Annotated in this window: 23 protein-coding genes; 12 read left to right on the top strand and 11 right to left on the bottom strand. The window is 59.8% G+C overall.

Annotated features, from left to right (window positions below):
• Positions 1–18: 18 nt before the first annotated feature.
• From rutB to EGT36_RS04025, 3 genes are all read right to left on the bottom strand, one after another.
• On the bottom strand, positions 19–759 hold the full coding sequence (rutB, locus tag EGT36_RS04015; protein ID WP_004443492.1) for a pyrimidine utilization protein B: 741 nt from the start codon (positions 757–759) through the stop codon (positions 19–21).
• Complete coding sequence (rutA, locus tag EGT36_RS04020; RefSeq protein WP_037091880.1) at positions 756–1847, bottom strand: pyrimidine utilization protein A; 1092 nt, start codon at positions 1845–1847, stop codon at positions 756–758. The genes rutB and rutA overlap by 4 nt, the downstream gene beginning before the upstream one ends.
• A 461-nt stretch (positions 1848–2308) precedes the next feature.
• The gene (locus tag EGT36_RS04025) at positions 2309–2920 is read right to left on the bottom strand and encodes a biliverdin-producing heme oxygenase (protein ID WP_037091883.1); all 612 of its coding nucleotides are present in this window, start codon (positions 2918–2920) and stop codon (positions 2309–2311) included.
• Between the two features lie 294 nt (positions 2921–3214).
• Here EGT36_RS04025 and EGT36_RS04030 point away from each other — a divergent pair, with 294 nt between their 5' ends.
• From EGT36_RS04030 to EGT36_RS04070, 9 genes are all read left to right on the top strand, one after another.
• Entirely contained in the window at positions 3215–4099 is an 885-nt protein-coding gene (locus tag EGT36_RS04030; RefSeq protein WP_125270069.1) for a dihydrodipicolinate synthase family protein, read from the top strand.
• Positions 4100–4119: 20 nt separating this feature from the next.
• On the top strand, positions 4120–4776 hold the full coding sequence (locus tag EGT36_RS04035) for a GntR family transcriptional regulator (RefSeq protein WP_037091889.1): 657 nt from the start codon (positions 4120–4122) through the stop codon (positions 4774–4776).
• A 100-nt stretch (positions 4777–4876) separates the two neighbouring features.
• On the top strand, positions 4877–6205 hold the full coding sequence (locus tag EGT36_RS04040; protein WP_037091891.1) for an ABC transporter substrate-binding protein: 1329 nt from the start codon (positions 4877–4879) through the stop codon (positions 6203–6205).
• Positions 6205–7143 (top strand): carbohydrate ABC transporter permease, encoded by a 939-nt coding sequence (locus EGT36_RS04045; RefSeq protein WP_037091894.1) that lies wholly within the window; start codon positions 6205–6207, stop codon positions 7141–7143. Before EGT36_RS04040 ends, EGT36_RS04045 begins: the two co-directional genes overlap by 1 nt.
• Before the next feature lie 14 nt (positions 7144–7157).
• The gene (locus tag EGT36_RS04050; protein WP_169538611.1) at positions 7158–7979 is read left to right on the top strand and encodes a carbohydrate ABC transporter permease; all 822 of its coding nucleotides are present in this window, start codon (positions 7158–7160) and stop codon (positions 7977–7979) included.
• 32 nt (positions 7980–8011) lie between these two features.
• Positions 8012–9070, top strand: a complete 1059-nt coding sequence (locus EGT36_RS04055) for an ABC transporter ATP-binding protein (RefSeq protein ID WP_037091897.1) — start codon at positions 8012–8014, stop codon at positions 9068–9070.
• 20 nt (positions 9071–9090) lie between these two features.
• Complete coding sequence (locus EGT36_RS04060; protein ID WP_037091899.1) at positions 9091–10050, top strand: sugar kinase; 960 nt, start codon at positions 9091–9093, stop codon at positions 10048–10050.
• A 143-nt stretch (positions 10051–10193) separates the two neighbouring features.
• Positions 10194–11252 carry a DmpA family aminopeptidase gene (locus EGT36_RS04065; protein ID WP_037091902.1) on the top strand — a complete coding sequence of 353 codons (1059 nt, stop codon included), beginning with the start codon at positions 10194–10196 and terminating at the stop codon, positions 11250–11252.
• 20 nt (positions 11253–11272) lie between these two features.
• Positions 11273–12139, top strand: a complete 867-nt coding sequence (locus EGT36_RS04070; RefSeq protein WP_037091903.1) for a D-amino-acid transaminase — start codon at positions 11273–11275, stop codon at positions 12137–12139.
• 54 nt (positions 12140–12193) lie between these two features.
• Here EGT36_RS04070 and EGT36_RS04075 read toward each other — a convergent pair whose 3' ends face one another.
• From EGT36_RS04075 to EGT36_RS04105, 7 genes are all read right to left on the bottom strand, one after another.
• A complete protein-coding gene (locus tag EGT36_RS04075; protein WP_037091905.1) occupies positions 12194–13090 on the bottom strand; it encodes a LysR substrate-binding domain-containing protein in 897 nt (298 codons plus the stop codon).
• Positions 13091–13292: 202 nt separating this feature from the next.
• Complete coding sequence (locus EGT36_RS04080) at positions 13293–14804, bottom strand: serine hydrolase domain-containing protein (protein WP_037091907.1); 1512 nt, start codon at positions 14802–14804, stop codon at positions 13293–13295.
• A gap of 214 nt (positions 14805–15018) precedes the next feature.
• On the bottom strand, positions 15019–15759 hold the full coding sequence (locus EGT36_RS04085; RefSeq protein WP_037091909.1) for an ABC transporter ATP-binding protein: 741 nt from the start codon (positions 15757–15759) through the stop codon (positions 15019–15021).
• Positions 15756–16586, bottom strand: coding sequence for an ABC transporter ATP-binding protein (locus tag EGT36_RS04090; protein ID WP_004443518.1), 831 nt, complete (start codon positions 16584–16586; stop codon positions 15756–15758). Before EGT36_RS04090 ends, EGT36_RS04085 begins: the two co-directional genes overlap by 4 nt.
• Before the next feature lie 3 nt (positions 16587–16589).
• Entirely contained in the window at positions 16590–17492 is a 903-nt protein-coding gene (gene nikC / locus EGT36_RS04095; protein ID WP_004443520.1) for a nickel transporter permease, read from the bottom strand.
• Positions 17489–18502, bottom strand: coding sequence for an ABC transporter permease (locus tag EGT36_RS04100; protein WP_172965653.1), 1014 nt, complete (start codon positions 18500–18502; stop codon positions 17489–17491). Before EGT36_RS04100 ends, nikC begins: the two co-directional genes overlap by 4 nt.
• 2 nt (positions 18503–18504) lie before the next feature.
• Positions 18505–20100, bottom strand: coding sequence for an ABC transporter substrate-binding protein (locus EGT36_RS04105; RefSeq protein ID WP_004443523.1), 1596 nt, complete (start codon positions 20098–20100; stop codon positions 18505–18507).
• A 231-nt stretch (positions 20101–20331) separates the two neighbouring features.
• Here EGT36_RS04105 and EGT36_RS04110 point away from each other — a divergent pair, with 231 nt between their 5' ends.
• Positions 20332–21372 (top strand): dipeptidase, encoded by a 1041-nt coding sequence (locus EGT36_RS04110; RefSeq protein WP_037091911.1) that lies wholly within the window; start codon positions 20332–20334, stop codon positions 21370–21372.
• 58 nt (positions 21373–21430) lie between these two features.
• Here EGT36_RS04110 and EGT36_RS04115 read toward each other — a convergent pair whose 3' ends face one another.
• Complete coding sequence (locus tag EGT36_RS04115; RefSeq protein WP_037091912.1) at positions 21431–21724, bottom strand: hypothetical protein; 294 nt, start codon at positions 21722–21724, stop codon at positions 21431–21433.
• A 276-nt stretch (positions 21725–22000) separates the two neighbouring features.
• Here EGT36_RS04115 and mprF point away from each other — a divergent pair, with 276 nt between their 5' ends.
• Both mprF and EGT36_RS04125 read left to right on the top strand, forming a co-directional pair.
• Positions 22001–24601: a bifunctional lysylphosphatidylglycerol flippase/synthetase MprF gene (gene mprF / locus EGT36_RS04120; RefSeq protein WP_125270071.1), complete on the top strand. Its 2601-nt coding sequence runs from the start codon at positions 22001–22003 to the stop codon at positions 24599–24601.
• Positions 24598–25983: a virulence factor gene (locus EGT36_RS04125; RefSeq protein ID WP_162699469.1), complete on the top strand. Its 1386-nt coding sequence runs from the start codon at positions 24598–24600 to the stop codon at positions 25981–25983. The genes mprF and EGT36_RS04125 overlap by 4 nt, the downstream gene beginning before the upstream one ends.
• The last annotated feature ends 189 nt before the right edge of the window (positions 25984–26172 follow it).

Here is a 26172-nt window from a genome sequence, read left to right on the forward strand (position 1 = left end):
CCTCTTTGTGTTTCTCAATCAATCGGTGACAGGTGCTGCCTGCGAGATGACGCCGCAGAAATCATTGACGGTGGCGACCCAGCCGAAAAACTTCTCGACATTGTAGACCGTCGCCTGCTGGATAAAGTCCGGACCGAGATGATGGGTCGCATCCTCCAGCATCACCCCGAAATATTCGAGATGGAAGGCATCGCGCAGCGAGCTTTCCACGCAGACATTGGTGGCGATGCCGACAAAGACCAGATTGCGGATGCCACGCGCGCGCAGCACGCTATCCATATTGGTGTTGAAAAAACCGCTGTAACGCGTTTTCGGCACCAGAATATCGCCGGGCTGCGGTTGCAGCTCGTCGACAATGGCGTAGTCCCATGTGCCCTTGGCCAGCAGCTGGCCCTGCAGTTCCGGCCTTTTGCGCATGGTCTTCAGCGCATTGGACTTGTGCCAGTTGGGCGAACCCGGCCCGCCCGCCTCGACATAGTCCTTGTCCCAGCCATTCTGGAAATAGATGACCTGGACACCGGCGGCCCGCGCCGCATCCAGCGTCTTCTTGATGTTGGCGATGGTGCCCTTTGCGCCTGAGATATCGAACCCGGCCAGATCGACGTAACCGCCCTCGGTCGAATAGGCATTCTGCATGTCGACAACGACAACGGCGGTCTCGCTGGGTTTCAGGGTAATCGGCTCCGGCCTTGCGGGAAGCGTCACGCTTTCCGAACGGCTCTCCGGGCCCTTGTAACCTGCCACGACGGCTTCGCTCATTCCGCTGCCTCCAGTGCCGCTTGAACATGCGCGCGGCTCTTCATCAGCGGCTGCACGTATTTGCCGAATTTTTCGACCCCTCCGAGGAAATCATCGAAGGTCAGCATCACGCCCCCCGTTCCCGGCACCTCGCTCATTTCATCCAGCATGGCCGCCACTTCCTCATAGGAGCCGATCAGGGTTCCCATGTTGATATTGACCGCAGAGACGGGGTTGGACATATGCCGGACATTGGTGTCGGAGCCGGATTTGGTGTCAACCGCGCTCTGCAGGCCGAGCCACTTGATCGCGTCCTCGTCGGCACCTGCCTTGTAATGCTCCCACTTCGCCCAGGCATCCTCGGATTTTTCCTCGGCTAGCACCATGGTCAGCACCACGGATTTCACCTCGCGGCCGCTCTTTTCCGTTGCCGCCAGAAGCCGCTCATTGGTGGGCGCAAAGGCCTTGGGTGTGTTGACACCAACGCCAAAGCAGAAGCTGTAATCGGCGAACTTGGCCGAAAACGCCATGCCGGAATTGGAAGAACCGGCGCAGATGAGCTTCACATCACCCTGCGGCACCGGCTTCATGCGGCAATCGTCCATCTGGAAGAACTTGCCCTTGTAGTCCGACTGACCTTCCGTCAGCAGCTCTTTCAGCACAGTCGTATATTCGCCGAGATATTCGTAGCGGTCGCCGAAATAATCGTCACCCGGCCAAAGACCCATCTGGCTATATTCCGGCCGCTGCCAGCCGGTAATGAGGTTGATGCCGAAACGGCCACCGGAAATGGAATCGATCGTCGTCGCCATACGCGCAACGATCGCCGGCGGCATGACCAGCGTGGCGGCGGTGCCGAACAGCTTGATCTTTGACGTGACGGCGGCCAGCCCCGCCATCAGCGTGAAGGATTCCAGATTGTAATCCCAGAATTCGGTCTTGCCGCCAAAGCCGCGCAACTTGATCATCGACAGCGCAAAGTCAAAACCATATTGCTCCGCCTTGAGCGTGATCGCCTTGTTCAGGTCGAAGCTCGGCTTGTATTGCGGCGCGTTTTCGGAAAGAAGCCACCCATTGTTCCCGATCGGGATAAAAACACCAACTTCCATTTTGCTGTTCCCTTTTTTGCGTCAGGTGTCTCCTGACTTGCCAAAAGAGTAGCAGGTTCTGTGCCAGACCAAATAAAATAATTTTATCAAATGGATAAAATTTCGGGACAGATTAAGCCTTGACCGAAAGGCAAATTTTTTATCATTTGGTAAAAATATTTGCCTGTTTATTCAGCAAATATCGAGAGCGGCACATCAAAGGCGAGTGGCCCTTACCACAGTCGCAGACTGGTTTAAGAAATCCGAAGGCTCTCCTCGGTCATGCCGGACCCGATCCGGCATCCAGCCACGGCGCGTCTGCGCCGTGAATAGAATCTTTCGCGATCAAGGACTTGATCGCACCGGACCCCGGATCAAGTCCGGGGTGACGGCGGTAGGGAGTTAAGACTCAATCAAATGCGCACGCGCGAGGGGGCATTTCTGCGCGATGAGGACAACAACCGCGCAGTTATGCGAAACCCTCAGCCCATCCGCTGCTGCGCATAAGCATGGACCGCCCGAAACGCCTCTTCAGCGCCGGCAACAACACGCTCTTCTTCTTCCACCGTCAGCGAAATTTCATCGAGGGCCGCAGTAAAGGTGCGCCAGTGCAGGCCACGTCCTTCCGGTGCGCCGGCCAGATGGCGCGCGCCGAATTCTTCATCCAGACCGAGCTTGGCTGCATCCTTCAGCAGGAAGGCAGCGCCAAGATTGGAGCCCTCGACCACGTAAAGCCAGCCCATGGCCTCCGGCAGATCGAAGGGCGTTTCGGCGGTAAAGCGCGGTTCGGACGTTTCCGGAATGGCAAGACCGAGATCGGCAAGGTCCTGCTCGATCATGGGAAGACGACGACGGCCCTTGAGGTCGGGGAGCAGACCATCAAGCGTGTGATTGGAGAAAAAGGCATCGAGATCGCGGTGGAAGAGATATTGCGTTTCCACGAATTTGCCGAAGTTCTCCCGGCTCATGAACGGCTTCGCCGCCATGATGAAGGCATCCAGATCGCCATGCGCACCGCGCGTTGCAGCTTTCAGGCGCTTGACGCGGCTCTGCTCGATCTCTGCTACAGGCGCTGCCGGCTCGGCGATGGTCATGATGATGGTCCCTTTATCCCTATATTCAGACTGCCTGATAAAAATCTTTACTCCAACAGTCAAATTTATTTTCGCACTATCGACACGCCTTGGAAAGAGCATCGGGCCGCCATCTCCTTGGCAGGGCAGCCTACTCTAAGCTTTCTTGACCCTTCGCCTCAACACCTGACGGCGCGGCCAGAAACGAAGAGAAACCTCAAATCGCACTTCCGGACAATCATATTGCGATTAGCTCTTTACAACTAACATGTCAGCATGCCATCAATTCGTAGTCACCTTGGAGGAGCATCTTAATTGACCCAGAAATTCGGCCTTTCGGCAGCCCTGACAACCCCTTTCAAAACGGACGGAACGGTCGATATCGATGCCATGATCGCCCATGCCCGCCGCTGCCTGTCCAATGGTTGCGACAGCGTGACGCTTTTCGGCACGACAGGCGAAGGATGCTCGGTCGGCAGCCGCGAGCGGCAGGTCATTCTCTCCCGCTTCATCGAGGCGGGTGTTGCGCCTGCCCGTCTGGTCACTGGCGTTCTGGTGGTTTCCATCGAGGACGCGGCCGACCAGTCGGCGGAAGCGCTGAAAGCCGGTGCCCGCAATATTCTGCTCGCGCCCCCCTCCTATTTCAAGAATGTCAGCGATGACGGCCTGTTTGCCTGGTTCTCGGCGGTGTTCGAAAAAATCGGCAAGGATGCGCGCGACATTCTCGTCTACAATATTCCTTCCGTAACCATGGTCACCTTGTCCGTGGAACTGGTCGGAAGGTTGAAAAAGGCATTTCCCGGCGTCGTCACGGGCGTGAAGGATTCCTCCGGCAACTGGAGCCACACCGAGCGCCTGCTGAAAGAGCACGGCGATCTCGCAATCCTGATCGGCGATGAGCGCGACTTGGCCAAGGGTGTTCGCCTCGGCGGTCAGGGTGCGATATCGGGCGTAGCCAATTTCCTCACACAGGAAGTGCGCGCCATGGCCGTCGACGGCAAGGATGACAAGCGCGTCGAGGATCTTGTTGTGGAACTTCTGAAATTCCCGGTTACACCAGCCGTCAAGGTGCTGGTATCACACACGACAGGGGAAAATATCTGGTCGGATGTGCGCGCACCGCTCGTGGCCATTTCACCGGAAGGCCGGCGGCAGATCGAAGGCGCTTTCGACGCGCTGTTTCGCAAACAGGCCGCCTGAACGGAGCTGAAAGGTTGAGCATGGACGATACCGGCGAACAGACATTGCGGGAACGGGCGTATGAGAGCTTTACGCATCACCTTCTCTCGCGTGATGTTCGCCCGGGGCAATTCATCTCGCAGCGCCGCCTTGTGGAACTGACGGGTCTGCCGCTCGGCGCAATCCGGGAGGCAATTCCGCGGCTGGAGGCGGAAGGGCTGATCAAGACCGTGCCGCAGCGGGGATTACAGGTCGCCCATATCGACATCAATCTCATCCGCGAAGCATTCCAGTTCCGTATCTTCCTCGAAAAGGAAGCCGTGGCGCTGTTTACCCGTTCTGCCTCAGACGCAGCGATTGCGAAACTGTTGAAACAGCACCGCGATATCGCCGAAGCGGCCGAAAATGGCGGGGAATCGCCGGAACTGGAACAGCACGCGCAGCAGGTGGACTGGGGCATGCACGATGCCTTCATTGATGCGCTCGGCAATTCGATCATCTCGAATGCCTACCGGGTCAATTCCATCAAGATGCGCCTCATCAATCAGGAGCGCTTTCGCATCGCCGGCCATGTGAAGTCGGTCATGAAGGAACATCTCGCCATTCTCGAAGCCATCAAGAGGCGATCCGTGGAAGACGCCGTGGAACGGCTGACCGCCCATATCCGCAACGCAAGGGACAGGGCGCTGGCGGTTTAGGGCAAATCCGGCGGGACAAAGAGGGTCTGCGCCGGCCTTGCAGGGAATAAGCAACAAGCCGGGGTGAGGAGAATTTCCGGCTAACTGGAGGAGAACAGACATGACGCATTCATTGCTCAACCCCACGCGCCGCGCCTTTCTGGCAGGCACGGCGGCGCTTGGCGGCAGCGCGGTGCTCGGCATTCGCCCGGCATCGGCGGCGGTGAACTGGAAAAAACACGCCGGCACGACGCTCGAAGTCAATCTCGTCAAAAGCCCGCGCAGCGAAACGCTGATCAAATATCTCGGCGAGTTCGAAGAGCTGACCGGCATCAAGGTCAATGCCGAAGCGACACCGGAACAGCAGCAGCGCCAGAAGGTGGTGATCGAACTTTCCTCCGGCAAGCCGAGCTTCGACGTGGTGCATCTGAGCTACCATGTGCAGAAGCGCCAGTTCGAAAAGGGCAAGTGGCTGGCTGATATCAGCGGCTTCCTGAAAGACCCGTCACTCACCGATCCGTCGTTGGCCGAAAAGGACTTTGCCGAGGCCGGCATGCTGTTTGCCAAGGACAGCGACGGCGTGCTGCGCTCGCTGCCCTTCTCGGTGGATTACTGGATCGTCTACTGGAACAAGGAGCTCTTCGAAGCCAAGGGCCTGAAATACCCCGAAACTTTCGAGGAGCTGGTAACGGCCGCGGAAAAGATCACCGATCCCGCAACCAATACCTATGGTTTCGTGGCGCGTGGCCTCAAGAACGCCAATACGCCGGTCTGGACCTCGCTGATGCTCGGCTACGGCGCAAAGCCGATTGTCGACGGCAAGGTCAACACCGAGTCCAAGGAGGCGGTTGAAGCGGCCAAGCTCTATCAGCGCCTGATGACCAAAGCCGCTCCTCCCGGCGTTTCCGGCTTCAACTGGGCGGAAGCGCAATCGGCCTTCCTGCAGGGCAAGATCGGCATGTGGTTCGATGGCGTCGGTTTTGCCCCGCCGATCGAGAACCCGGAAAAATCCCGCGTCGTTGGCAAGGTCGGTTATGGCGTCATGCCGAAGGGCCCCGCAACCCAGGCGGCCGGCACTTTCGGGGATGGCCTCGGTGTTGTCGAAGCCAGCAGCAAGAAGGAAGCCGCTTACCTCTTCTGCCAGTGGGCGATTTCGCATGAAATGGGCGCTCGCCTTTTGCAGGCAGGTGCAGGTGTCCCGTTCCGCCAGTCCATCCTCGAAGACCAGAAGGTCCGCGAGGGCGTCAAGATGCCGGCCGCCTGGCTGGATGCCGTTGTCGGTTCCGGCAAGGTCTCGCAGCTTGCCCTTCCCGTTATCATTCCGGTGACGGAGTTCCGCGACATCTACGGCGTCGGCCTCACCAACATGATCGGCGGCGCCGACCCGGCGGCGGAACTCAAGAAGGCAACGGAACAGTTCACACCCGTTCTGGCGCGTAGCGAGGGATAATGGCCTCCGTGAGCATCGAAAACACCAAGACAGGCGCCAGTCGCAAAGAAGGGAGCAGGCCGGCAAGGCTTGCTCCCAACTACTGGCCTTTCGTCATACCGGCACTTGTCGTCATTTCGGCTGTCATCGTTTTTCCATGGGTCTTCACGCTCTGGATGAGCGCGCATCGCTGGACGCTCGGACAGGAGCAGAGCTTTATCGGTTTCGAGAACTACGTAAGGCTCGCAAGCGACGCCAGGTTCTGGGAATCGCTTTGGCATACGCTCGTTTATACCGTGCTGTCGGTTGTCGCTCCGCTCTTCCTCGGAACATTGGCGGCGCTGGTTTTCGATGCGCAGTTTCCGCTGCGCGGTTTTCTGCGCGGCGTTTTCGTGATGCCGATGATGGCGACCCCGGTCGCCATCGCGCTGGTCTGGACCATGATGTTCCACCCGCAGCTCGGCGTCCTGAACTATCTCCTGTCCTTCATACACATCGGCCCGCTGGAATGGATCTACAATCAGTCGACCGTCATTCCGTCGCTGGTGCTGGTGGAAACCTGGCAATGGACGCCGCTCGTCATGCTGATCGTGCTCGGTGGGTTGGCGGCCGTGCCGCGCGAACCCTATGAAAGTGCGGAAATCGACGGCGCCAATGCCTGGCAGAAATTTCGCTACCTGACCATGCCGATGATCGCGCCGTTCCTGATGATCGCCGTCATCATCCGCTCCATCGATGCCGTCAAGAGCTTCGACATCATCTATGCGATGACCCAGGGCGGACCCGGCACGGCCTCCGAAACCATCAACATCTATCTCTACAATACGGCGTTTGCTTATTACGACATCGGTTACGGCTCGGCCATGGCCGTCGTCTTCTTCATCATCATCGTGGCGCTTTCCTTCGTGCTTCTGATGGTGCGCCAGCGCTCGCAATGGAACGAGATGGAGGATCGCTGATGTCCGCAAAAATCCTGAAACGCAGAAATCTCGACCGGCTCGGCCTGTTCTTCGTGGCGCTGGTGATGATTTCGCCTGTTATCCTGTTCTTCATCTGGATGATCTCGCTGTCGCTGAAATATGAAATCGACAACGGCGCCTATCCACCAATCCTGATACCCGAACGTTTCGCCTGGTCGAACTATGTGAAGGTGTTCGAAGAGAACAATTTCTTCCTCTATTTCTGGAATTCGGTTCTCGTGACAGGGGCGGCCACCATTCTGGCGCTCGTTATCGGCGTACCCGCCGGTTACGGCATCGCGCGGCTGAAGGCGGAAAAGTCGGCGGTCGTCATCATGATCGCCCGCATGACACCCGGCCTTTCTTTCCTCATTCCGCTGTTCCTGCTGTTCCAATGGCTGAACCTGCTCGGCACGCTCTGGCCGCAGATCATCATCCATCTTGTCGTGACGGTGCCGATCGTCGTCTGGATCATGATCGGTTATTTCGAGACGACACCGAAGGAGCTGGAAGAGGCCGCAAGCATTGATGGCGCATCCTCCTGGCAGGTGTTTCGCCTCGTGGCGCTACCGATCGCCAAGCCCGGCATCGTCGTCTCCTTCATTCTGGCGGTCATCTTCTCGTGGAACAACTTCGTCTTCGGCATCGTGCTGGCCAGCCGTGAAACCCGCACCCTGCCGGTCGCGGTCTACAACATGCTGTCCTTCGAACAGGTGAGCTGGGGTCCGCTGGCTGCAGCCGCGTTGATTGTGACGCTGCCAGTGCTGCTGCTCACCATGTTCGCACAGAAACAGATCGTGGCGGGCCTGACCGCCGGCGCCGTCAAGGGCGGCTGAACCATCAAACAAATAAATACGGGAACCTGCACATGGCACCGGTCAATATCCAAAACGTCCAGAAGCGCTTCGGCTCCGTCAACGTCATCCACGGCATCGATATCGACATCAAGGATGGCGAATTCGTCGTCCTCGTCGGTCCTTCCGGCTGCGGCAAATCCACCCTGCTGCGCATGATTGCAGGGCTGGAAGAGCTGAGCGATGGCGAAATCCATATCGGCCCGCGCGAGGTCAGCCACCTGCCCGCCCGCGACCGCGATATCGCCATGGTCTTCCAGAACTACGCGCTTTATCCGCACATGACGGTGAAGGATAATATGGGCTTCGCGCTGAAGCTGAAGAAGGTGAGCGCCGAGGAAACCAAAACCAAGGTCGATAGGGCGGCCGCCATTCTCGGGCTGGAAAAACTGCTCGACCGTTATCCGCGCCAGCTCTCCGGCGGCCAGCGTCAGCGTGTCGCCATGGGCCGCGCGCTGGTGCGCGATCCGCAGGTCTTCCTGTTCGATGAACCGCTCTCCAATCTCGACGCGAAGCTGCGCGTGCAGATGCGCGGCGAGATCAAGGCCATGCACCAGCGCATCGGCACGACGACCATCTACGTCACACACGACCAGGTGGAAGCCATGACCATGGCCGACAAGATCGTGGTGCTGCATGACGGCGTGATCGAACAGATCGGCGCACCGCTGGAGCTATACGACAATCCCGCCAACCTCTTCGTTGCCGGCTTCATCGGCTCACCCGCCATGAACTTCATTCGCGGCCGGGTCGAAGAAGGCGTCTTCCGCACTGCCAAGGGTCTCAGCCTGCCGCTGCCCGCCCATGCCGATATCGGCAAGCTCGGCGGCCGAGACCTGGTCTACGGCGTGCGCCCGGAACATATCCGCGCGGCCGAGACCGGCATTGAAGGCCGGGTCGAACTGGTCGAAGGCACCGGATCGGAAATCTATGCCAAACTCGATTGCAAGAGCGACGACATCGCCTGCCTGTTCCGCGAACGCCTCAATGTCCGCTTCGGCGATACGATCCACATTGCCATCGATCCGGCAACGGTGCATCTGTTCGACAAAGACAGCGGCAAGCGTATTTGAACACGGCAGGAGTGAGCAGCATGGCAGACAATCAGGGCGGCAAGCATGTCCTCTGCGTGGGGGCAGCCGTGCTCGACACCCTGTTTCGCGTTCACGACATGCCAAAGGGTGAAGGCAAGGTCCTGCCCTATGAAATGCTGCAGATCGCCGAAGGCATGGCGTCCAGCGCTGCCTATGCCGTGCATCGCATGGGCGGCCGCGCCAGCCTATGGGGAGCGGTGGGCGACGACGAGACCGGAAGCCGTATCCTTCGCGATCTTAGCGAAAGCGGCATCAACACGAGCGGTATGACGGTCGCGACCGGCGCACGCTCGGCCCTGTCAACGATTATCATCGATAACAGGGGAGAGCGGCTGATCGTGCCGTTCTACGATCACCGGCTGCACGAGAAGAAGCGGTCGTGCACGCCGCAAGACATCGCGCCTTTCGACGCCGTTCTGGTGGATGTGCGCTGGCCGGAACTGGCGTTTGATGTGCTCACGGTGGCGCGCACGCTTGGCAAACCCGCCATTCTCGATGGAGACGTTGCACCCGTCGAAATCCTTGAGAAGCTTGCACCAGCCGCGAGCCATATCGTCTTTTCCGAACCCGCTGCTGTCCGGCTGACGGGGCTTGAAACGGTGAAAGACATGCTGCCGGTGCTGCATGCTCGCTACCCTGAGACCTTCATCGCTGTTACCGCCGGACCAGCCGGTTGCTGGTGGACCGAGCCCGATGATCCCACTGTGCATTTTCAGGAGACGATGTCCATCGAAGCAGTCGACACACTGGCGGCGGGCGATATTTTCCACGGCACGTTTGCGCTCGCAATGGCTGAGCGCATGGAAAGCCGCGCCGCCATCCGCCTCTCCTCCGTTGCTGCCGCGCTCAAATGCACAGTCTTCGGCGGCCGAGCCGGCGCACCGACGCGCGAAGAGACGGAAGACGCGATACGGCACTGGCTGGAGCGTGATGGCGAACCCGCGCTGCGCGCCTCCTGAGGGCATCCATTGCCCGCATAAAACTATTCCATTTTTGCGATGCCGTTTCCCGGCGAACTAGGCTAACGTCAAGTCAGAGCAAAGCTTTTCGCAAGATGCGCTCGCCTCGACCTCAGCCCGCATTCCGCAAAAGTGATCGCCCGATGCATCAGACGACCCGCCCGAGACTGCGCGATATCGGTTTCCGGCCCGGCCATTTCGAAACCGGCCGGCTCAACGCCATCACCGATGTCGAAGGGGTGGCCGTTGGCCATTCGACCGTCATCGAAGGAGACAAAATACGCACCGGCGCAACCGCGATCCTGCCGCATGACGGCAACCTGTTTCAGGACAAGGTGCCCGCCGCCTTCGCCGTTTATAACGGCTTCGGCAAATTTGCAGGCTCAACCCAGATCGAGGAACTCGGCGAACTGGAGACACCGATCCTTCTCACCAATACGCTGGCAACCGGTCGTGCCATCGAGGCGATCAACCGCCATACGCTGGCGCAGCCGGGGAATGAAAAAGTCGTCTCGATCAATGCCGTCGTCGGCGAGACCAACGATTCCCGCCTGAACGACATCCGCGCCGGCCGCCCCACCGTTGAGGAAATCTCGTCCGCGTTGAAAAATGCGACCATCGGCCCCATCGCAGAGGGCGGGGTGGGCGCAGGAACCGGCACGGTCGCCTTCGGCATGAAGGGCGGCATCGGCACCGCCTCCCGCATCGTCACCATTGCCGGTGATGCTTACACCATCGGCGTTCTCGTACAATCCAACTATGGCGGCCATCTGCTGGTCTGCGGCAAACCCTATGTCAACCCTGATCACCAGGACAAGGATGGCTCCATCGTCATCATTGTCGCCACCGACGCGCCGCTCTCTTCCCGCAATCTGAAGCGCTTGGCGGCCAGAAGCTTCGGCGGACTTGCCCGCACGGGTGCGGCACTCAGCAATGGCTCCGGTGATTATGCGCTGGCATTTTCCACCGATCAGCGCCTGCGCCGCACGCCTGCGCGCCGCAAGGCCGTTACGGACTACCCCGAGCTTTCCAACGACGCGATCTCGCCGCTCTTCGAAGCCACGATAGAGGCGACGGAGGAAGCGATCCTCAATTCGCTCTGCGCAGCAGAAACGACAACCGGCTTCAATGCCGGCACCGGCAAGGCCTCCACGGTCGAAGCCATTTCCATCGACACCCTCAAAACCCTTCTTTCAGCCTGACTTTTCCAGACGGAGTTTTCATGACTAGCCCATCCGGTCGCATCGTTTACGTCAACGGCGAGTTCCTGCCCGAAGCGGACGCCCGCCTTTCCATCTTCGACCGAGGATTCCTGTTTGGCGACGGCATCTACGAGGTCACCTCCGTTCTGGAGGGCAAATTGATCGACAGCGACCTGCATATGGCGCGGCTGGAACGCAGCGCCCGCGAGATCGATGTCGCCCTGCCGGTCACGACCGCGGAGATCGTCGAGGCCGAACGCCGCCTGATCGCCGACAACAATCTCGTCGAAGGCATGATCTATCTGCAGCTGACACGTGGTGCGGAAGATCGCAACTTCCTGTTCTCTGCCGATCTGAAGCCGACGCTGGTCATGTTCACCCAGGCGAAGAAGCTGATCGGCACTCCGGTCGAAGAGGTCGGGATCGCCGTCAAGTCGGTTCCCGACCAGCGCTGGGAACGTCGCGACATCAAGAGCGTCTGCCTGCTTCCGCAGGTCATGGCAAAGCGCATCGCGAAGGCCGAAGGCTGTGACGAGGCGTGGATGATTGAGAACGGTTTCGTCACTGAAGGCGCGTCCTCCACCGCCTATATCGTCACCGCCGATAAGAAGATCATCACCCGCGGCAACAGCAACAAGACCCTGCCCGGCTGCACCCGCCTCGCCGCCCTGCAACTGGCAAAGGAAGCAGGCTTCACGCTGGAGGAACGCCCCTTCACGCTGGAGGAGGCGCTGAATGCCGATGAAGCCTGCCTGACCAGCGCCTCCAACTTCGTGGTTTCGGTCACGAAGATCGACGGCAAGCCGGTAGGCAACGGAAAGCCCGGACCGATGGTAAGCCGCCTGCGCGCGCTCTACCTCGAAAACGCACGCCGCACGGCGATCTGATCGAACGCGTTTTGTTTATCGCATTCCGGTCGGAGAACCGCGGCCGGAAATGCTCTAGTCTTCGAGAACCGCCCAGATGCGCTCGACAACGGGCCGGCGGTTCTCCTTGGAGCGATAGAGCCTGATATCGACCGCGATATCGTAGGTCGGGTCTGCGGCCCGCACCAGAGCGCCGCTATCAAGCTCGTGCCGCATCAGGCTTTCCGGTACCCAGGCCACACCCCAGCCGGCCATCGCCATGGCTTTCAGCCCCACCGACATGCTGCCCTCATGCACCCGCTCGAATTGCGGCAACCGCGCGCTCAGGAGATCGCGCAGCAAAGGCCCGAAGAAAGAGGCCTTTTCATAATCCAGATAAGCGAAGGGTTTTTTCGCACCTTGCTGAAGCGCGTGCAGCGGTGAACCGTCTTTTGCGGGCGCTGAAACGGGAATGATCTTTTCCGCACCCAGCACGCGAAACTCGAAAAGCTGCGAATCGAGCAGCATCGGCACTTCGTGATGGGCATAAGTCAGCAGGAAATCGCTCTGCCCGTCCACCAGCGAATTGAGGTTTTCCTCCATGCTGCCGGAATCGGGCCGCAGCACGGAAAACAGCGGGCCCGCCTTTTCGTTCACCCGTTTCAACCAGTCGGGAAAGAAAGTGAAGGATAAAGTATGCAGCGCCGTCAGCCGCACCGTCCTGGCATCCGCCCCCTCCTCCTGAAGAAGCGTGCGCCGTGCGTGGTAAAGCTGTTTCAGCGTTTCCTGGGCGACAGGCACGAATTTCGCCCCCGCCTCGGTCAGCCGGGAAGGATAGGACGCCCGGTCGACCAGCGTCGCGCCCACCCAGGCTTCCAGCTGCTTGATGCGCCGGCTGAAAGCCGATTGCGTCACATGCCGCTCATCCGCCGCCTTCGAAAAATTCAGCGTTCCGGCCAATGCCAGGAAATCCTCGAGCCATTTGACTTCCAAGGGTCTGTTCTCCCACAAAGATGCCATCCCGGCCTGCCGGGAACACGGCTCTTTATTAGGAGGAATAGGAGCTGATTGAAACCCGTTAGAAGGTTTCAGGCTGTTGAGGAAATAGCCCGAGCCCCATTCTCGTCATCCCTCGGCTTGCACATCCTCTGGACAGGTCCGAGCATGTGGCGCGCGACGGGGTTGGTCTCAGTCGTTAGCGGCTCCGTGAATATTCAATCATCCGCGCCCGGCTGCAAACCAGCTCGATCCGGTCGTCCCCCAGACGATTGAGGCAGACACGCTTCGTCCATGGCCCATCAATCAGCGTGAAGAGGAAACGGCCATTGCCGAGCGCCTTCAACGGCATGCTGCGGCGGACGGGGCCGATGCCCATCGTCAGTGAGGAGCCGTTGATCGAAAACTCAGCGCCCTCATCCGAACGCCACGACCCCGACAGATAATCCGGCACCGTATGCTCCCCGACCGGTAGGAAACGGCGCGTCGCGTGGCCGGCCTCGCCGACGATTGCATCGCCCTCAAGCCTCAGACGCATGGGCGACGATGCCGAACGCGACGATACCCAGCCCTCGGCATCTTCATAGAGCGTGTCATCGCCATCGATGAAGGTGGATGTGCTGCCCTTGATCTCCAGCCACCACGGACCGCTTTCGGTGACATAGAGGCCTTCCGGCAGGTTGGCGGCCGGCTTGGGCAAAGGCAGGCCGGTCAAAGCCGCCATGCTTTCAAGCGCAATCTTGAAGCCATTGGTATCCTCGCGGTTCGAGACCACGACGAAGCCCGTTCCGTTTTCGGGGTCGAGCAGGAAATATGTCTTGTAGCCGGGGTGTGAACCGCCATGGCCGACGAAACGCCTATTCCCGAGATGCGACCAGCGCAGGCCGAGCCCATATTCGCTCATACGCCCATCCGCCAAGGGACGTTCAGTGGAAAGCCTCTCCAGAACACCTGCAAAGCCACCCTCGCCCCGCATCAAACCCTGCAACCAACGGGTCAGCGCCTCGGCGCTGCCGGCAAGACTGCCTGAAGCGGAAATATGCAGGCCCGCGGCCGAAAGCTGCCACTTGTCTTCGGACTTCCAGTAACCCGGCACAAGCCCATCCACCGGATCGTTCCAGACGTCGGGCGCCTTCAGGAAAACGCCAAAGGGGCCGGCAATCTGCGTCTGCACGAAATCGTCAAAACGGAAACCATTGCGCTCCAGCGCCGCTTCCACCAGACGGTAACCGGTATTGGAATAGGAAACTTCGCTGCCGGCATCGAAATTCAGCCGGGTCAGCCGGGACAGGTATTCGAGAAGCGGACCGGCCTTCGTTTCGGTATAGACGGAAAGCCCAAGCAAGGAGAGACACTCGCGCGTGTCCGGCAGGCCGCCGCTCATATCCAGCGCCTGCCCGACCGTGACATCGCACAGCGGCGATTGCAGCTCCGGCAGATGTTTGCCGAGCGGATCGTCGAGCCCGATCAGATCCGCATGGGCCAGCACCATGGCGCAAAAGACATGCTTGGTGACTGAGGCATACCGCACCACGCTCTGCGGCGTGAAGGGCGCAAAGGTCGAGAGGCTCTCGACACCGCCGGCATGGGTAAAACGGATACCATCGAGATCAAAACCGATGACCGCCCCGCCCGGCTCGTTGCCTGTCCACTGCGAGACGAAGGTCTCTGAAAGGGCTGACGCGGCGTTCCAGTCGAGTTGCTGTGGCATGGTTCGGTCTCTTATCTCGTCGTCTTTACAGAAAAGCCTCGGCACCGCCGCTTGTTTCTTCTCCCCGCCGGGGAGAAGGTGGCCCGAAGGGCTGGATGAGGGGGCGACGCCAGCGATATGCGGAGAGCTGGCCCCCCTCATCCCGCTGCCGCGGACTTCTCCCCGGCGGGGAGAAGAAGCGAGCGGCACCCGCTCGATCCATGGTCGCATGGACTCAGGCCGGCTCTTCCAGCCGGATGCTCAGGCTACGCAGCTCTTCCGTATGCGGATGTTTCGTCCGTCCCTCGCGCAGATCACCCGCGCTCAGCTGCTCCACCATCTCCCCATTCAACATCACGCCCACCTGCGGGCAAAGATGCGCAATGACAGCCAGATTGTGGCTGACGAGAATATAGGTAAGGTTGCGCGCCGCGCGCAGGTCCTGCAACAGGTTGAGGATTTCCGCCTGCACCGACACATCGAGCGCCGAAGTAGGCTCATCAAGCAGCAGCACCTGCGGATCGGCGATCAAGGCGCGGGCAATCGCCACGCGCTGGCGCTGGCCGCCGGAAAGCTGGTGCGGGAACCGGAAACGCACCGCCTGCGGCAGGGCGACGTCCGAGAGCGCCTGCTGGATGCGCTTTTCGATATTGTCCATGCCGTGCACCAGCGGCAGTTCGCTGAGGATACGGTCGATGGTCTGGCGCGGATGCAGCGACCCGTAGGGGTCCTGAAACACCATCTGCACCTGCCGGAAGAATTCCGGCGTACGACGCAGAGGGGCATCCTTGCCGGCAAAGGCGATACGCCCTTCCCAGCTTTCATTGAGGCCGGCCATGGCGCGCAGGATGGTGGACTTGCCCGAGCCGCTTTCACCGACGATGCCGAAGCTGCCGCCCTTTTCCACCGAAAAGGTGACGCCCTTCACCACTTCGCGGTCGCCGAACTTGATACGGAGATTATCGACGTCGATCATTGGCTGGACCACGCTGCATCACGGTTGAGAACGGGAAGACGCTCGCGCGGATGCGTCAGCGAGGGAATGCAGTTCAAAAGTCCCTGCGTATAAGGATGCTGGGCTTTCAGAAGCTCGGAAGCCTTCAGCTCCTCCATCACCCGGCCGGAATACATCACCGCAACACGATCGCAGAAATGCGAAACGAGCGGCAGGTCATGGCTGATGAGGATAAGACCCATGCCCCGCTCCGACACCAGCTCCTCGATCAGCCGCAGGATTTCCGCCTGCACCGTGGCGTCGAGCGCGCTGGTCGGTTCGTCGGCAATCAGCAGCTCCGGATCGGGGGCGAGCATCATGGCGATCATCACGCGCTGGCCCATACCGCCTGAAACCTCATGCGCATAGGACGAAGCAACCTGACGCGGATTGCGGATTTTCACCTGATCGAGCAGCGCGATTGCCGCTTCCATGGCGGCTCGCTTGCTGCCGCCCTTGTGGGTGCGCCATGCTTCGGCCACCTGCGCACCAATAGTCTTCACCGGGTTCAGCGAATATTTCGGGTCCTGCAGGATGAAGCCGGCCCGCTTGCCGCGGATCTGGCGCATCTGCCTTTCGCTGGCGGACAGCACGTCGATGCCATCGAAGGCGAGCTTGTCGGCACGGATATCGGCATTGGAGGGCAGAAGCTTCATCAGCGCCCGCGCCGTCAGGCTCTTGCCGGAACCGGATTCGCCGACGATGCCGAGTTTTTCAGTGCCGAGTTTCATGGAGACACCACGCACCGCCTCGAAACGGCTGGTGCGGGTCTGGAAGGCGATCTTCAGATTTTCGATTTCGACCAGCATGGCTCAATGTCCCTTCGGGTCGAGAACGTCGCGCAGGCCATCGCCGAGGAAGTTGAAGGCGAGCGAAACGAGGAAGATGGCGATACCGGGAATGGTGGCGACCCACCATTGTTCGAAGATGAAGCGCTTGGCTGTCGCAATCATCGCGCCCCATTCCGGCGAAGGCGGCTGCGCGCCCATGCCGAGGAAGCCGAGGCTGGCGGCGGTGATGATGATGGAGCTCATGTCGAGCGTGATGCGCACGATAAGGCTCGGCACGCAGAGCGGCGCGATATGCCGGGCGATGATGCGCCAGGCGGAAGCACCCGTCAGCCGATAGGCCGCGACGAAGTCGCTGCCGCGAACCGTCATGGTTTCAGCGCGCGCCAGACGCGCATAAGGCGGCCAGGCGGTGAGCGCGATGGCGAGAATGGCGCTTTCGACGCCCGGTTTCAGCGCCGCGACAAAGGCCAGCGCAAGGATGAGCCGCGGAAACGCTAGAAACACGTCCGTCACGCGCATCAGCACCGTATCGACGATGCCGCCGAAATATCCGGCGATGCAGCCGATGGCGAGGCCGATGGGGGCGACGAGAACGACGACGGCAATGACCATGCCAAGCGTGACGCGACCACCGTAGAGAATACGCGAGAGAATGTCGCGACCAAGCTCATCCGTGCCGAACCAGTGCTCGGCGCTCGGGAACGCCAGGCGGTTGCCGAGGTTCTGCGTCGCCGGATCGTAGGGAGCGAGCAGCGGCGCCAGCAGCGACAGCGCGATGAAGAGGACGATGATCGTTAGACCGACCACCGCCAGCGGATTGGACTTGAGGTTGAGCCAGATGCGATACCGGTTGCCCCAGGCAGCCTGTGTTCGCGAATGCGGCGTTTCATCCAGCGCCCAGTTTCTGAAATTAGCTAACATCATCGAACGCGAGGATCCATAACTCTGTAAAGCACGTCTGCGAGCAGGTTGAGGGCGACATAGATGAAGCCGATCAACAGGGTGGCTCCGACGACGGGGTTCATGTCCGCGTTCATGAGCGAGACGGTGAGATATTGACCAAGGCCCGGCCAGCTGAAGACGGTTTCCGTCACCACGGCGCCTTCGAGAAGGCCGGCATAGGTGAGCGCGAGAACCGTGACGAGCTGCACGGCGACCGTCGGGAAGGCGTGTCCCCAGATCACGGTCATGGCAGAAAGCCCCTTGGCGCGGGCGGTGATGACATATTCGCCCTTCAACGCATCGATCATGAAGGCGCGCGTCATGCGGGTGATATAGGCCATGCTGAAATAGGCGAGAATGCAGACGGGCTGCACCATATGGGCGATGGCGTCGTAAAAGGCGTCCCAGTCGCCCGCAAGCAGCGTGTCGACCGTCATCAGGCCGGTAACCTGCGTGATCATGCCGTCATAGATGATGTCCTGACGCCCCGGCCCCGGTGCGACGCCAAGCGTGGCGTAAAAGACGAGCAGCGAAATCAGCGCCAGCATGAAGACCGGAACCGAGTGGCCGGCAAGGCAGACGACGCGGATGACCTGATCCGTCAGCTTGCCCTGCTTGACGGCGGCCCAGACACCAAGCGGAATGCCGATCAGCGCGGCAAGAATGAGCGCTGCGGTGGCAAGTTCGAAGGTGGCGGGGAAAACGCGCTTGATATCGATCCAGACCGGATTGCGGGTCAGGATCGAATTGCCGAAATCGCCATGCAGAACCTGCGTGACATAATGGAAAAACTGCACGACCAGCGGCTGGTCGAGACCCATTTCGGCCCGGACCCGCACGATGACGTCTTCGGGCGCATTGTCGCCGACCGCCGCGATGACGGGATCGACGGGCATGACGCGCCCTATCATGAAGGTGATGATCATCAAACCGAACAGCGTCAGAAGGACGCTGCTCAGTATCGGCGATATGCTCTTAACGCGCTTGTTCAATGTCACGCTTTCTTCGCATCGTGGTAGGAATTGCCCTCGGAGAGAACGCCGAGTTCGAAACCGGAAACGCCCTTGCGGAAGGCTGCCGTCTTGGTGGTCTGGAACATGAACACGAAGGGGCTGTTTTCCATATGCTCGCGCTGCAGCGCTTCATAAAGCTCCACGCGCTTTGCAGGATCCTTCTCGTCACGCGCGGCTTCCGCCTTGGCGGCAAAGTCGTCGTTCTTGAAGCGCGAACGCCACAGGAAGGGCTTCGACTTGGCGTCGTCGCCATTGTCCTTGTTGATGTTGAAGACATCGGCGTTGGAATGCGGATCGAAATAATCCGTGCCCCAGGCCGACAGCGCCATCTGGTGTTCGCGGGCGCGCATCTTGGTCAGAACCTGGCGGTTCTCGGCCGATTGCAGGCGCACCTTGATGCCGATATCGGCAAGGTTTGCCTGGATGGCCTGCGCCAGATCCGGATAAGGCTGGGCGGAATAATGGTCCATGCTGATTTCGAAACCATCGGCAAGGCCGGCTTCGGCCATCAGTGCCTTGGCCTTTTCGACATCGCGCTGGAACGGAATGTCGTTGACGGCGCCGGGGAAGCCCTTCGGCTCGAAGCTCTGGTGGATTTCGTGCGTCAGCGGCACGATGTTTTCCTGCATGCCCTTGTAGTCCAGCGCCCACTTGATCGCCTGCCAGACCTGCGGCTTCGCAAGGTTCTCATTGCCCTGGTTGAGCGAGATCAGCACCAGCGAAGCGATGGACTTGCGCTCCAGCTCGATATTGGCGTCGTCCTTGACGGTACGCAGCTGCTCCGAGGTCAGGTCACGGGCAATGTCGATATCGCCCTTCTGCAGCATCAGCAGCTGGGAAGACGGATCGGTAACGTGGCGCAGGATGATACGCTTGATGTTGCCCTTGTAGGGGCCGTTCGGGTTGACGTTGAGCGCGACACTTTCGCTGGGTTTCCAGGCCTGCAGCACGAAATCGCCGGAACCGGCGCTGTTCTTCTGCAGCCAGCCATTGCCGAGGTCTTCACCAGAAGCATTGGCAAGAACCACCTTCTTTTCGACGATCGCGCCAATATTGGCCGAGAGGCAATAAAGCAGGAAGGAGATGGCGGTCGGCCTCGCCGTCGTCAGCTTCACCGTCTTCTCGTCGGCGGCAACAATGGTCGTCTCGACATTGTCAGGCGCAAAGCCGAACTGGCTTATGATGAAGGCCGGGCTCTTGTTCATCTTGATGGCGCGCTGCAGCGAGAAGGCAACGTCTTCCGCCGTGACCTTGGCGCCGCTCGAGAAGGTCGCGTCGTCGCCGATGGTGAAGGTGAAGACCTTGCTGTCCGCATCGGCTTCCCACGACTTGGCGATGACGGGATCGACCTTGGTGGAATCCTCGCGGTTGGCGCGCACCAGCTTCTGATACATGTTGGAGATGATTTCACCGCCGACAGCCTCGAAACCTTCATGTGGGTCAAGGCTCGTCATGTTGTCCAGCTGCTGCGCAACGACCAGAATATCCTTCGGCGTGGCGGCAAAGGCCGGGATGCGCGCATAGGACAGGAACGGAACGGCGGCGCCGGCAATCAACAGGTTGCGTCTTGAAATCATCGAAAATCCCCTTTCGGACCTTATTTTTCGGAAAATGGTGGGTTTGCCCCAATCCAGTCGTTTTTTTTATGTTTTCCCGCGATTACCACGAGCAAACGAGGCCCGACCAATTCCAAATTTGGCAGAGCCTATGCACGGATTGCATTTGCTCCCGCCTTGACCTTTCCTCTACCAATTCCGAAAACTTGTCCGCAGGCGCGTCCGCGCAATCCCATTTCCGAAGGTGAGACCATGACCGATCAAAAAACCGTACCCGTCTTCGACGGCCACAATGACGTGCTTCTGCGGTTATGGCGATCGGGCAACGCTTCTCCCGAAACACTTCTGATCGAAGGCGATACCGTCGGCCATATCGATCTGCCTCGTGCAAAAAAAGGCGGCCTCGCCGGTGGCCTCTGCGCCGTCTATGTACCTTCGCCCAGCATGGATAAGGACGCCAACGGCGACTACCCGACGCCCACCGAGGCGGATGCGCTGAAGGCGACGCTTGCCATGGCGGGCCTTTTGTTCCGGGCCGAGAAGCAGTCAAAGGGCGCGCTGAAAGTCTGCCTCACGACCGCCGATATCCGCAAGGCCATGGCCGAGGGCGCCTTCGCCTCCGTCTTCCATATCGAAGGCGCAGAAGCAATCGGTGCTGATCTGGATGCCCTCCACGTTCTTCACGAGGCGGGCCTGCGCACACTCGGACCGGTCTGGAGCCGCCCGAACATCTTCGCCTACGGCGTTCCCTTCCGTTTCCCCTCAACACCGGATATCGGCCCGGGCCTGACGGATGCCGGCAAGCGGCTGATAAAGACCTGCAACGAACTCAAGATCATGGTCGACCTGTCGCATATGAACGAACAGGGTTTCTGGGACATCGCCAGGATATCGGATGCACCGCTGGTGGCATCACACTCCAACGCTTACGCAATCTGCAACCACAGCCGCAACCTGACGGATCGTCAGCTGGACGCCATCCGCGATACGGGTGGCCTCGCTGGCATCAACTTTGGTGTCTTGTTCCTGCGTCAGGACGGCGTGAAGAACCCGGATACCGATCTCAACGAACTCGTTCGCCATGTGGACTACATCGTCAACCGCATCGGCATCGATCACGTGGCGCTCGGTTCGGATTTCGACGGCACCACCATACCCGCCGCCATGAAGGATGCGGCCGATCTGCAATTGCTGGTCGAAGCGATGCGCAAGAGCGGTTATGACGACGTGGCGCTTGCCAAAATCTGCCACAGCAACTGGATTCGGGTGCTGGAAAAGACCTGGGGCGCGTGAGGCAAAAATAAAGTTTCATCCCCGGCGCAAAGCGCCGGAGACAGAAAGCGGCGGGCCTTCAGGCCTTTGCCGCTTTTTTCCTGCCGGTCGCACGGAAGGTCAGAAGCCCGGCCACCAGCCCGATCATGGCCCATTTCATCGGCAGCACGTCCGCCGTCTCGCTGCGGATCGGCAGCACGGTTACGGTTCCCGGCTGCGATTCATAACCCATCTGGCCCTTTGCCTTAGCCTCGGCAATCTGCTGCGGCGAAACGACCCATTCGGCACCGCGCATCTTGTCCACCGCCATATATCCGGCGCCCGCCACGAGCGCGACGACGAGTGAAACGACTATTCTTGTGGGCATGTTCATTGGTATCTCCTTCAATCCAAAGGAGCGTGTAGTTGCATCAAATGCCGCCACCAAGCAACCGGCGCGATCAATTTCGTCGCGTTTTCATCAAACTCGGAAATCGCACATTTCGTGGTTGCATTCATCGGAATATAATTGGCAAAATCATCCGGAAACCTGTCCAAACTTCACATCGACACGTCACGCATTTCTGCTAAGCAAATTTCCGCAACTGAAACGAATTAGCGACACAATCCTGTGGTTCGCCAACCGACGGGACGGCGCTGGAAAAGATAAATGGCAGACAAGAGCGAAATTACAGAGACCGATATTGCCGACTCCGCGGTTGAAAGCTTTTTTGCCAGGAACCGTGCCTACCTGACGGCCGCGGCCATAACGCTCATCTTCGTGATGATGACGTTTGCAATTTATCGTCTCACCTCGGAAGTAAGATACGACGATGTGATTGCGGCCCTTCTCGACACGTCTTTTTCCTCGGTTCTTCTTGCTATCGTCTTTACCGCGCTGAGCTTCCTGTCACTGATTTTTTATGACGCCAATGCCATCGAATATGTCGGCAAGAAAGTGCGGTTTCCGTCAATGGCGGTCACGGCCTTCGCGGCCTATGCCATCGGCAACACCGCCGGCTTCGGGCCGCTGAGCGGCGGCGCCATCCGCTTCCGCGCCTATTCCCGGCTGGGGCTTTCCCCGGGAGACATCGCACGGGTCATCGCCTTCGTCACGCTGTCGTTCGGCCTTGGGCTTTTGTCGGTGAGCGCGCTTTCAACCTTCATCGTCGCGCCCCGCATCGCCGCAATCATCGGTTTCGATCCGCTCGTGCTGAGGGGCGCGGCGCTCGCCGTCATCGCCATTCTCGTGGCCACGGCCTATATAGGGCGCAATGGCAGGGCGATACGCCTCGGCAAATGGCGACTGCGCCTTCCAGACAGCCGTACGTCTTCGCGTCAGTTCCTGGTGTCTGCATTCGACATCGCCGCCTCGGCTTCCGTTCTTTACGTGCTCTTGCCGGAAACGCATCTCGGCTGGCCGACCTTCTTCGCGATCTATGCCACGGCCGTGGGGCTTGGCGTTCTCAGCCACGTGCCCGCCGGCCTCGGGGTCTTCGAAACCGTAATGGTCGCCGGTCTCGGCAATGCGATCAGCGTTGATCAGCTGCTCGGAAGCCTCGTTCTCTATCGCGTCATTTACCACGTGCTGCCGCTGGTGGTCGCCATTCTGGTGATGATCGTTTCGGAAATGAAGCAGTTTGCGGCAAAGCCCGTTGTATCCGATATCAGCCAGCTTGCCGTGCGGCTGGCGCCACCGCTGCTGTCCACATTCGCGATCATTCTCGGCACCATGCTGATTTTCTCGAGCGTGACACCGACGCCGGGCAGCAACCTGGATTTCCTCTCGAACTTCGTCCCGTTGCCTATCATCGAGGCCGCTCACTTTCTGACCAGCATTCTCGGCCTTGGCCTCGTCGTCGCCTCCCGCGGCTTGGGGCAGAGACTGGATGGCGCATGGTGGATCGCCCTCGTCGCGGCATCTCTGGCGCTCATTCTCTCGCTTCTCAAGGCGATCGCGGTTTTCGAAGCGATCTTTCTCGGCTTGTTCATCGTCGCGCTCGCCGCCAACATGCGCAGCTTCAACCGTCACGCCTCTCTGGTCAAACAGGCGCTCGGGCCAAGCTGGCTCGCGGCCATGGCCGTCATCGTCGCCGGCGCGGCCACCATCCTTCTCTTCGTCTATCGCGATACCGATTACAGCCATACGCTCTGGTGGCAGTTCGAATTCTCCGAGGAAGCGCCACGCGGACTGCGCGCCCTTTTAGGCCTCGTGCTTGCCTCCTCCACCATCGCCATCTTCAGCCTCATGAGGCCGGTGGCCTTCCGCCCGGATGCCATCAAGGCCGAAGATATCGCAAGTGCTACAGACATTGTCATGAAGCAGGATGCGGCCGATGCCAATCTGGTGCGCATGGGCGACAAGCACGTGATGTTTTCCGAAAGCGGCAATGCCTTCATCATGTACGGCATTCAGGGCCGCTCATGGATCGCGTTTGCCGATCCGGTCGGCGATGAAGATGATTTCCCTGATCTCGTGTGGCAATTCGTCGAAGGAGCCCGTGCGGCTGGCGCACGTGCCGCCTTCTATCAGATTTCGCCCTTCCTGCTGTCCCATTGCGCCGACGCGGGTCTGCGCGCCTTCAAGCTGGGCGAACTGGCCCTGGTCGATCTCACCGCATTCGAACTCAAAGGTGGCAAGCTTGCCAATCTTCGCCAGTCGCTGAGCCGCGGCGCGCGCGACGGGCTGACCTTCGAGGTCATCGAAAAGACCCAGGTGCAGGATGTTCTGGAAGAGCTGAAACAGGTTTCCGACGGCTGGCTCGCCCACCATAACACCCGCGAAAAACGCTTTTCGCTCGGTGCTTTCGAGCCGGACTACATTCTGTCGCAACCCGTTGCCGTGCTGCGCAAGGATGGAAAGATCACCGCCTTCGCCAATCTGATGGTGACGGATACGAAAAAGGAAGCCACCGTCGATCTCATACGCTTTTCCCCGGATGCGCCGCGCGGCTCGATGGACTTTCTCTTCGTCAGCATCATGCAATATCTGCGCGAGGCCGGTTACGAGAGCTTCAATCTCGGCATGGCGCCCATGTCCGGCATGTCTAAACGCGACGCGGCGCCCGTCTGGGACCGGATCGGCAGCACACTGTTCGAACACGGTGAACGATTCTACAACTTCAAGGGGCTTCGCGCCTTCAAGGCCAAGTTCCACCCGAAATGGGAACCGCGTTACCTCGCCGTACAGAACGGTGCAGATGCCGCTCTGGCGCTGATGGATGCGACGGTTCTGATCAGCGGCGGTGTCAGAGGAGTGATCGGAAAATGAGAAGATTCAGCATGCTCAAAGCAGTTCTGGCCGCCTCCGCCCTGTTTGCATCCCCCTTGTTCGTTTCTAGCGCCGTTTTTGCTGAGGACAAGCCCGCATACGAAACCGGCATGATCCCCGCCGGGCACATCATGGTGCCTGATGGCGACATCCTCGCCAGCGTCTTCCTGATTTCCGATGCGGACGGATGGTCGGCGGCCGATGAGACCCGTGCCAAGGCGCTGGTAGAAAAGGGCGCCGCCGTGGTCGGCATCGACTTCAAGGAATATCTGAAGGCGCTCGAGGCCGACGATGACGAGTGCATCTATATGATCTCGGACATCGAGTCACTCTCGCAGCAGATCCAGCGCACCGCTGGCACCAGCAGCTATCGCCAGCCCATCCTTTCCGGCATCGGCAAGGGCGGAACGCTGGCGCTGGCGATGATTGCGCAGAGCCCTGTCTCCACCGTGCGGGAGGCCATCGCCGTGGACCCCAAGGCCGGCCTGCCTCTCGAGAAGATCCTCTGTACCCCCGCCACCAAGGATAAAGTGGATGGCGAAACCGTTTATGGTCTGACCGACGGTCCCCTTCCTGCCCCCGTCAGCGTGCTGTTCACCTCTGCTGCGGATCAGAAGGGCCGCGACCACGTCAACGCGCTTGTCAAGCTGCATCCCGATATCGACGTGACGGATGTGGATGATAAGGCGGACGAGGTTCTGACCCAGACCCTCTCCGACCAGGTCGACGCCGCAGGCGACACCGACAGTCCGCTCGGCCTGCCGATCAAGGTTCTGGAAACCAGCCCTGTCATGGACACCATGGCGGTGATCTATTCCGGCGACGGCGGCTGGCGCGATCTTGACGAAGAAGTGGGCGGCGCCTTCCAGAAGGAAGGCATACCCGTCATCGGCGTCGATTCACTCCGCTATTTCTGGAAGGAAAAGAAACCACAGGAGGTCGCAAGCGATCTCGGCCGCATCATCGATACCTATCGCAAGGAATGGAAAGTCCGCAATGTGGTGTTGATCGGCTATTCCTTCGGTGCCGATATTATCCCCGCCACCTATAATCTGCTGCCCGACCGCGACAAATCGCATGTCGTGCAGCTGACCCTGATGGGTCTTTCCACCGAAGTGGATTTCGAAATTTCCGTCGAAGGCTGGCTTGGCGTGGCCGGCGAAGGCAAGGGCGGCAAAACGGTGGATGACATCGCCAAGATCGATCCGAAGCTGGTGCAATGCATATATGGCACGGAAGAAGAAGACGAAGACCCCTGCCCCGGCCTGAAAGCCAAGGGCGTGGAGGCGGTCGGCATCGAGGGCGGCCACCACTTTGACGAGGATTATGAAGGGTTGGCCAAGCGTATCGTGACGTCGCTGAAGACCCGGCTGCCGAAATAACGGCGTCTCACTCACCACCTTGACCCGGGCTACGACAGGAGCCCTCGACAATCCTTGGCGGCGAATGGACTGCCGACGCTTTTCCGCATCGCGCTTGCGGAATCGCCTAAACTATTATTCAAAAGAACCGGACTGCAGTGGATGTTGATCTATTTCTGCAATCCTGCTGCTGTTGATCGCAAACCATCG

This window comes from Agrobacterium sp. FDAARGOS_525, assembly GCF_003938925.1.
Lineage (GTDB): Bacteria > Pseudomonadota > Alphaproteobacteria > Rhizobiales > Rhizobiaceae > Agrobacterium > Agrobacterium pusense.

Coding starts and splice junctions, on each gene's coding strand:
- EGT36_RS04045 (WP_037091894.1), top strand. CDS start 6,205: ATGGCCTCCGTGAGCATCGAAAACACCAAGACAGGCGCCAGTCGCAAA.
- EGT36_RS04090 (WP_004443518.1), bottom strand. CDS start 16,586: ATGCTGGTCGAAATCGAAAATCTGAAGATCGCCTTCCAGACCCGCACC.
- rutB (WP_004443492.1), bottom strand. CDS start 759: ATGAGCGAAGCCGTCGTGGCAGGTTACAAGGGCCCGGAGAGCCGTTCG.
- mprF (WP_125270071.1), top strand. CDS start 22,001: ATGGCAGACAAGAGCGAAATTACAGAGACCGATATTGCCGACTCCGCG.
- rutA (WP_037091880.1), bottom strand. CDS start 1,847: ATGGAAGTTGGTGTTTTTATCCCGATCGGGAACAATGGGTGGCTTCTT.
- nikC (WP_004443520.1), bottom strand. CDS start 17,492: ATGATGTTAGCTAATTTCAGAAACTGGGCGCTGGATGAAACGCCGCAT.
- EGT36_RS04040 (WP_037091891.1), top strand. CDS start 4,877: ATGACGCATTCATTGCTCAACCCCACGCGCCGCGCCTTTCTGGCAGGC.
- EGT36_RS04125 (WP_162699469.1), top strand. CDS start 24,598: ATGAGAAGATTCAGCATGCTCAAAGCAGTTCTGGCCGCCTCCGCCCTG.
- EGT36_RS04080 (WP_037091907.1), bottom strand. CDS start 14,804: ATGCCACAGCAACTCGACTGGAACGCCGCGTCAGCCCTTTCAGAGACC.
- EGT36_RS04055 (WP_037091897.1), top strand. CDS start 8,012: ATGGCACCGGTCAATATCCAAAACGTCCAGAAGCGCTTCGGCTCCGTC.
- EGT36_RS04115 (WP_037091912.1), bottom strand. CDS start 21,724: ATGAACATGCCCACAAGAATAGTCGTTTCACTCGTCGTCGCGCTCGTG.
- EGT36_RS04105 (WP_004443523.1), bottom strand. CDS start 20,100: ATGATTTCAAGACGCAACCTGTTGATTGCCGGCGCCGCCGTTCCGTTC.
- EGT36_RS04070 (WP_037091903.1), top strand. CDS start 11,273: ATGACTAGCCCATCCGGTCGCATCGTTTACGTCAACGGCGAGTTCCTG.
- EGT36_RS04085 (WP_037091909.1), bottom strand. CDS start 15,759: ATGATCGACGTCGATAATCTCCGTATCAAGTTCGGCGACCGCGAAGTG.
- EGT36_RS04025 (WP_037091883.1), bottom strand. CDS start 2,920: ATGACCATCGCCGAGCCGGCAGCGCCTGTAGCAGAGATCGAGCAGAGC.
- EGT36_RS04060 (WP_037091899.1), top strand. CDS start 9,091: ATGGCAGACAATCAGGGCGGCAAGCATGTCCTCTGCGTGGGGGCAGCC.
- EGT36_RS04065 (WP_037091902.1), top strand. CDS start 10,194: ATGCATCAGACGACCCGCCCGAGACTGCGCGATATCGGTTTCCGGCCC.
- EGT36_RS04110 (WP_037091911.1), top strand. CDS start 20,332: ATGACCGATCAAAAAACCGTACCCGTCTTCGACGGCCACAATGACGTG.
- EGT36_RS04035 (WP_037091889.1), top strand. CDS start 4,120: ATGGACGATACCGGCGAACAGACATTGCGGGAACGGGCGTATGAGAGC.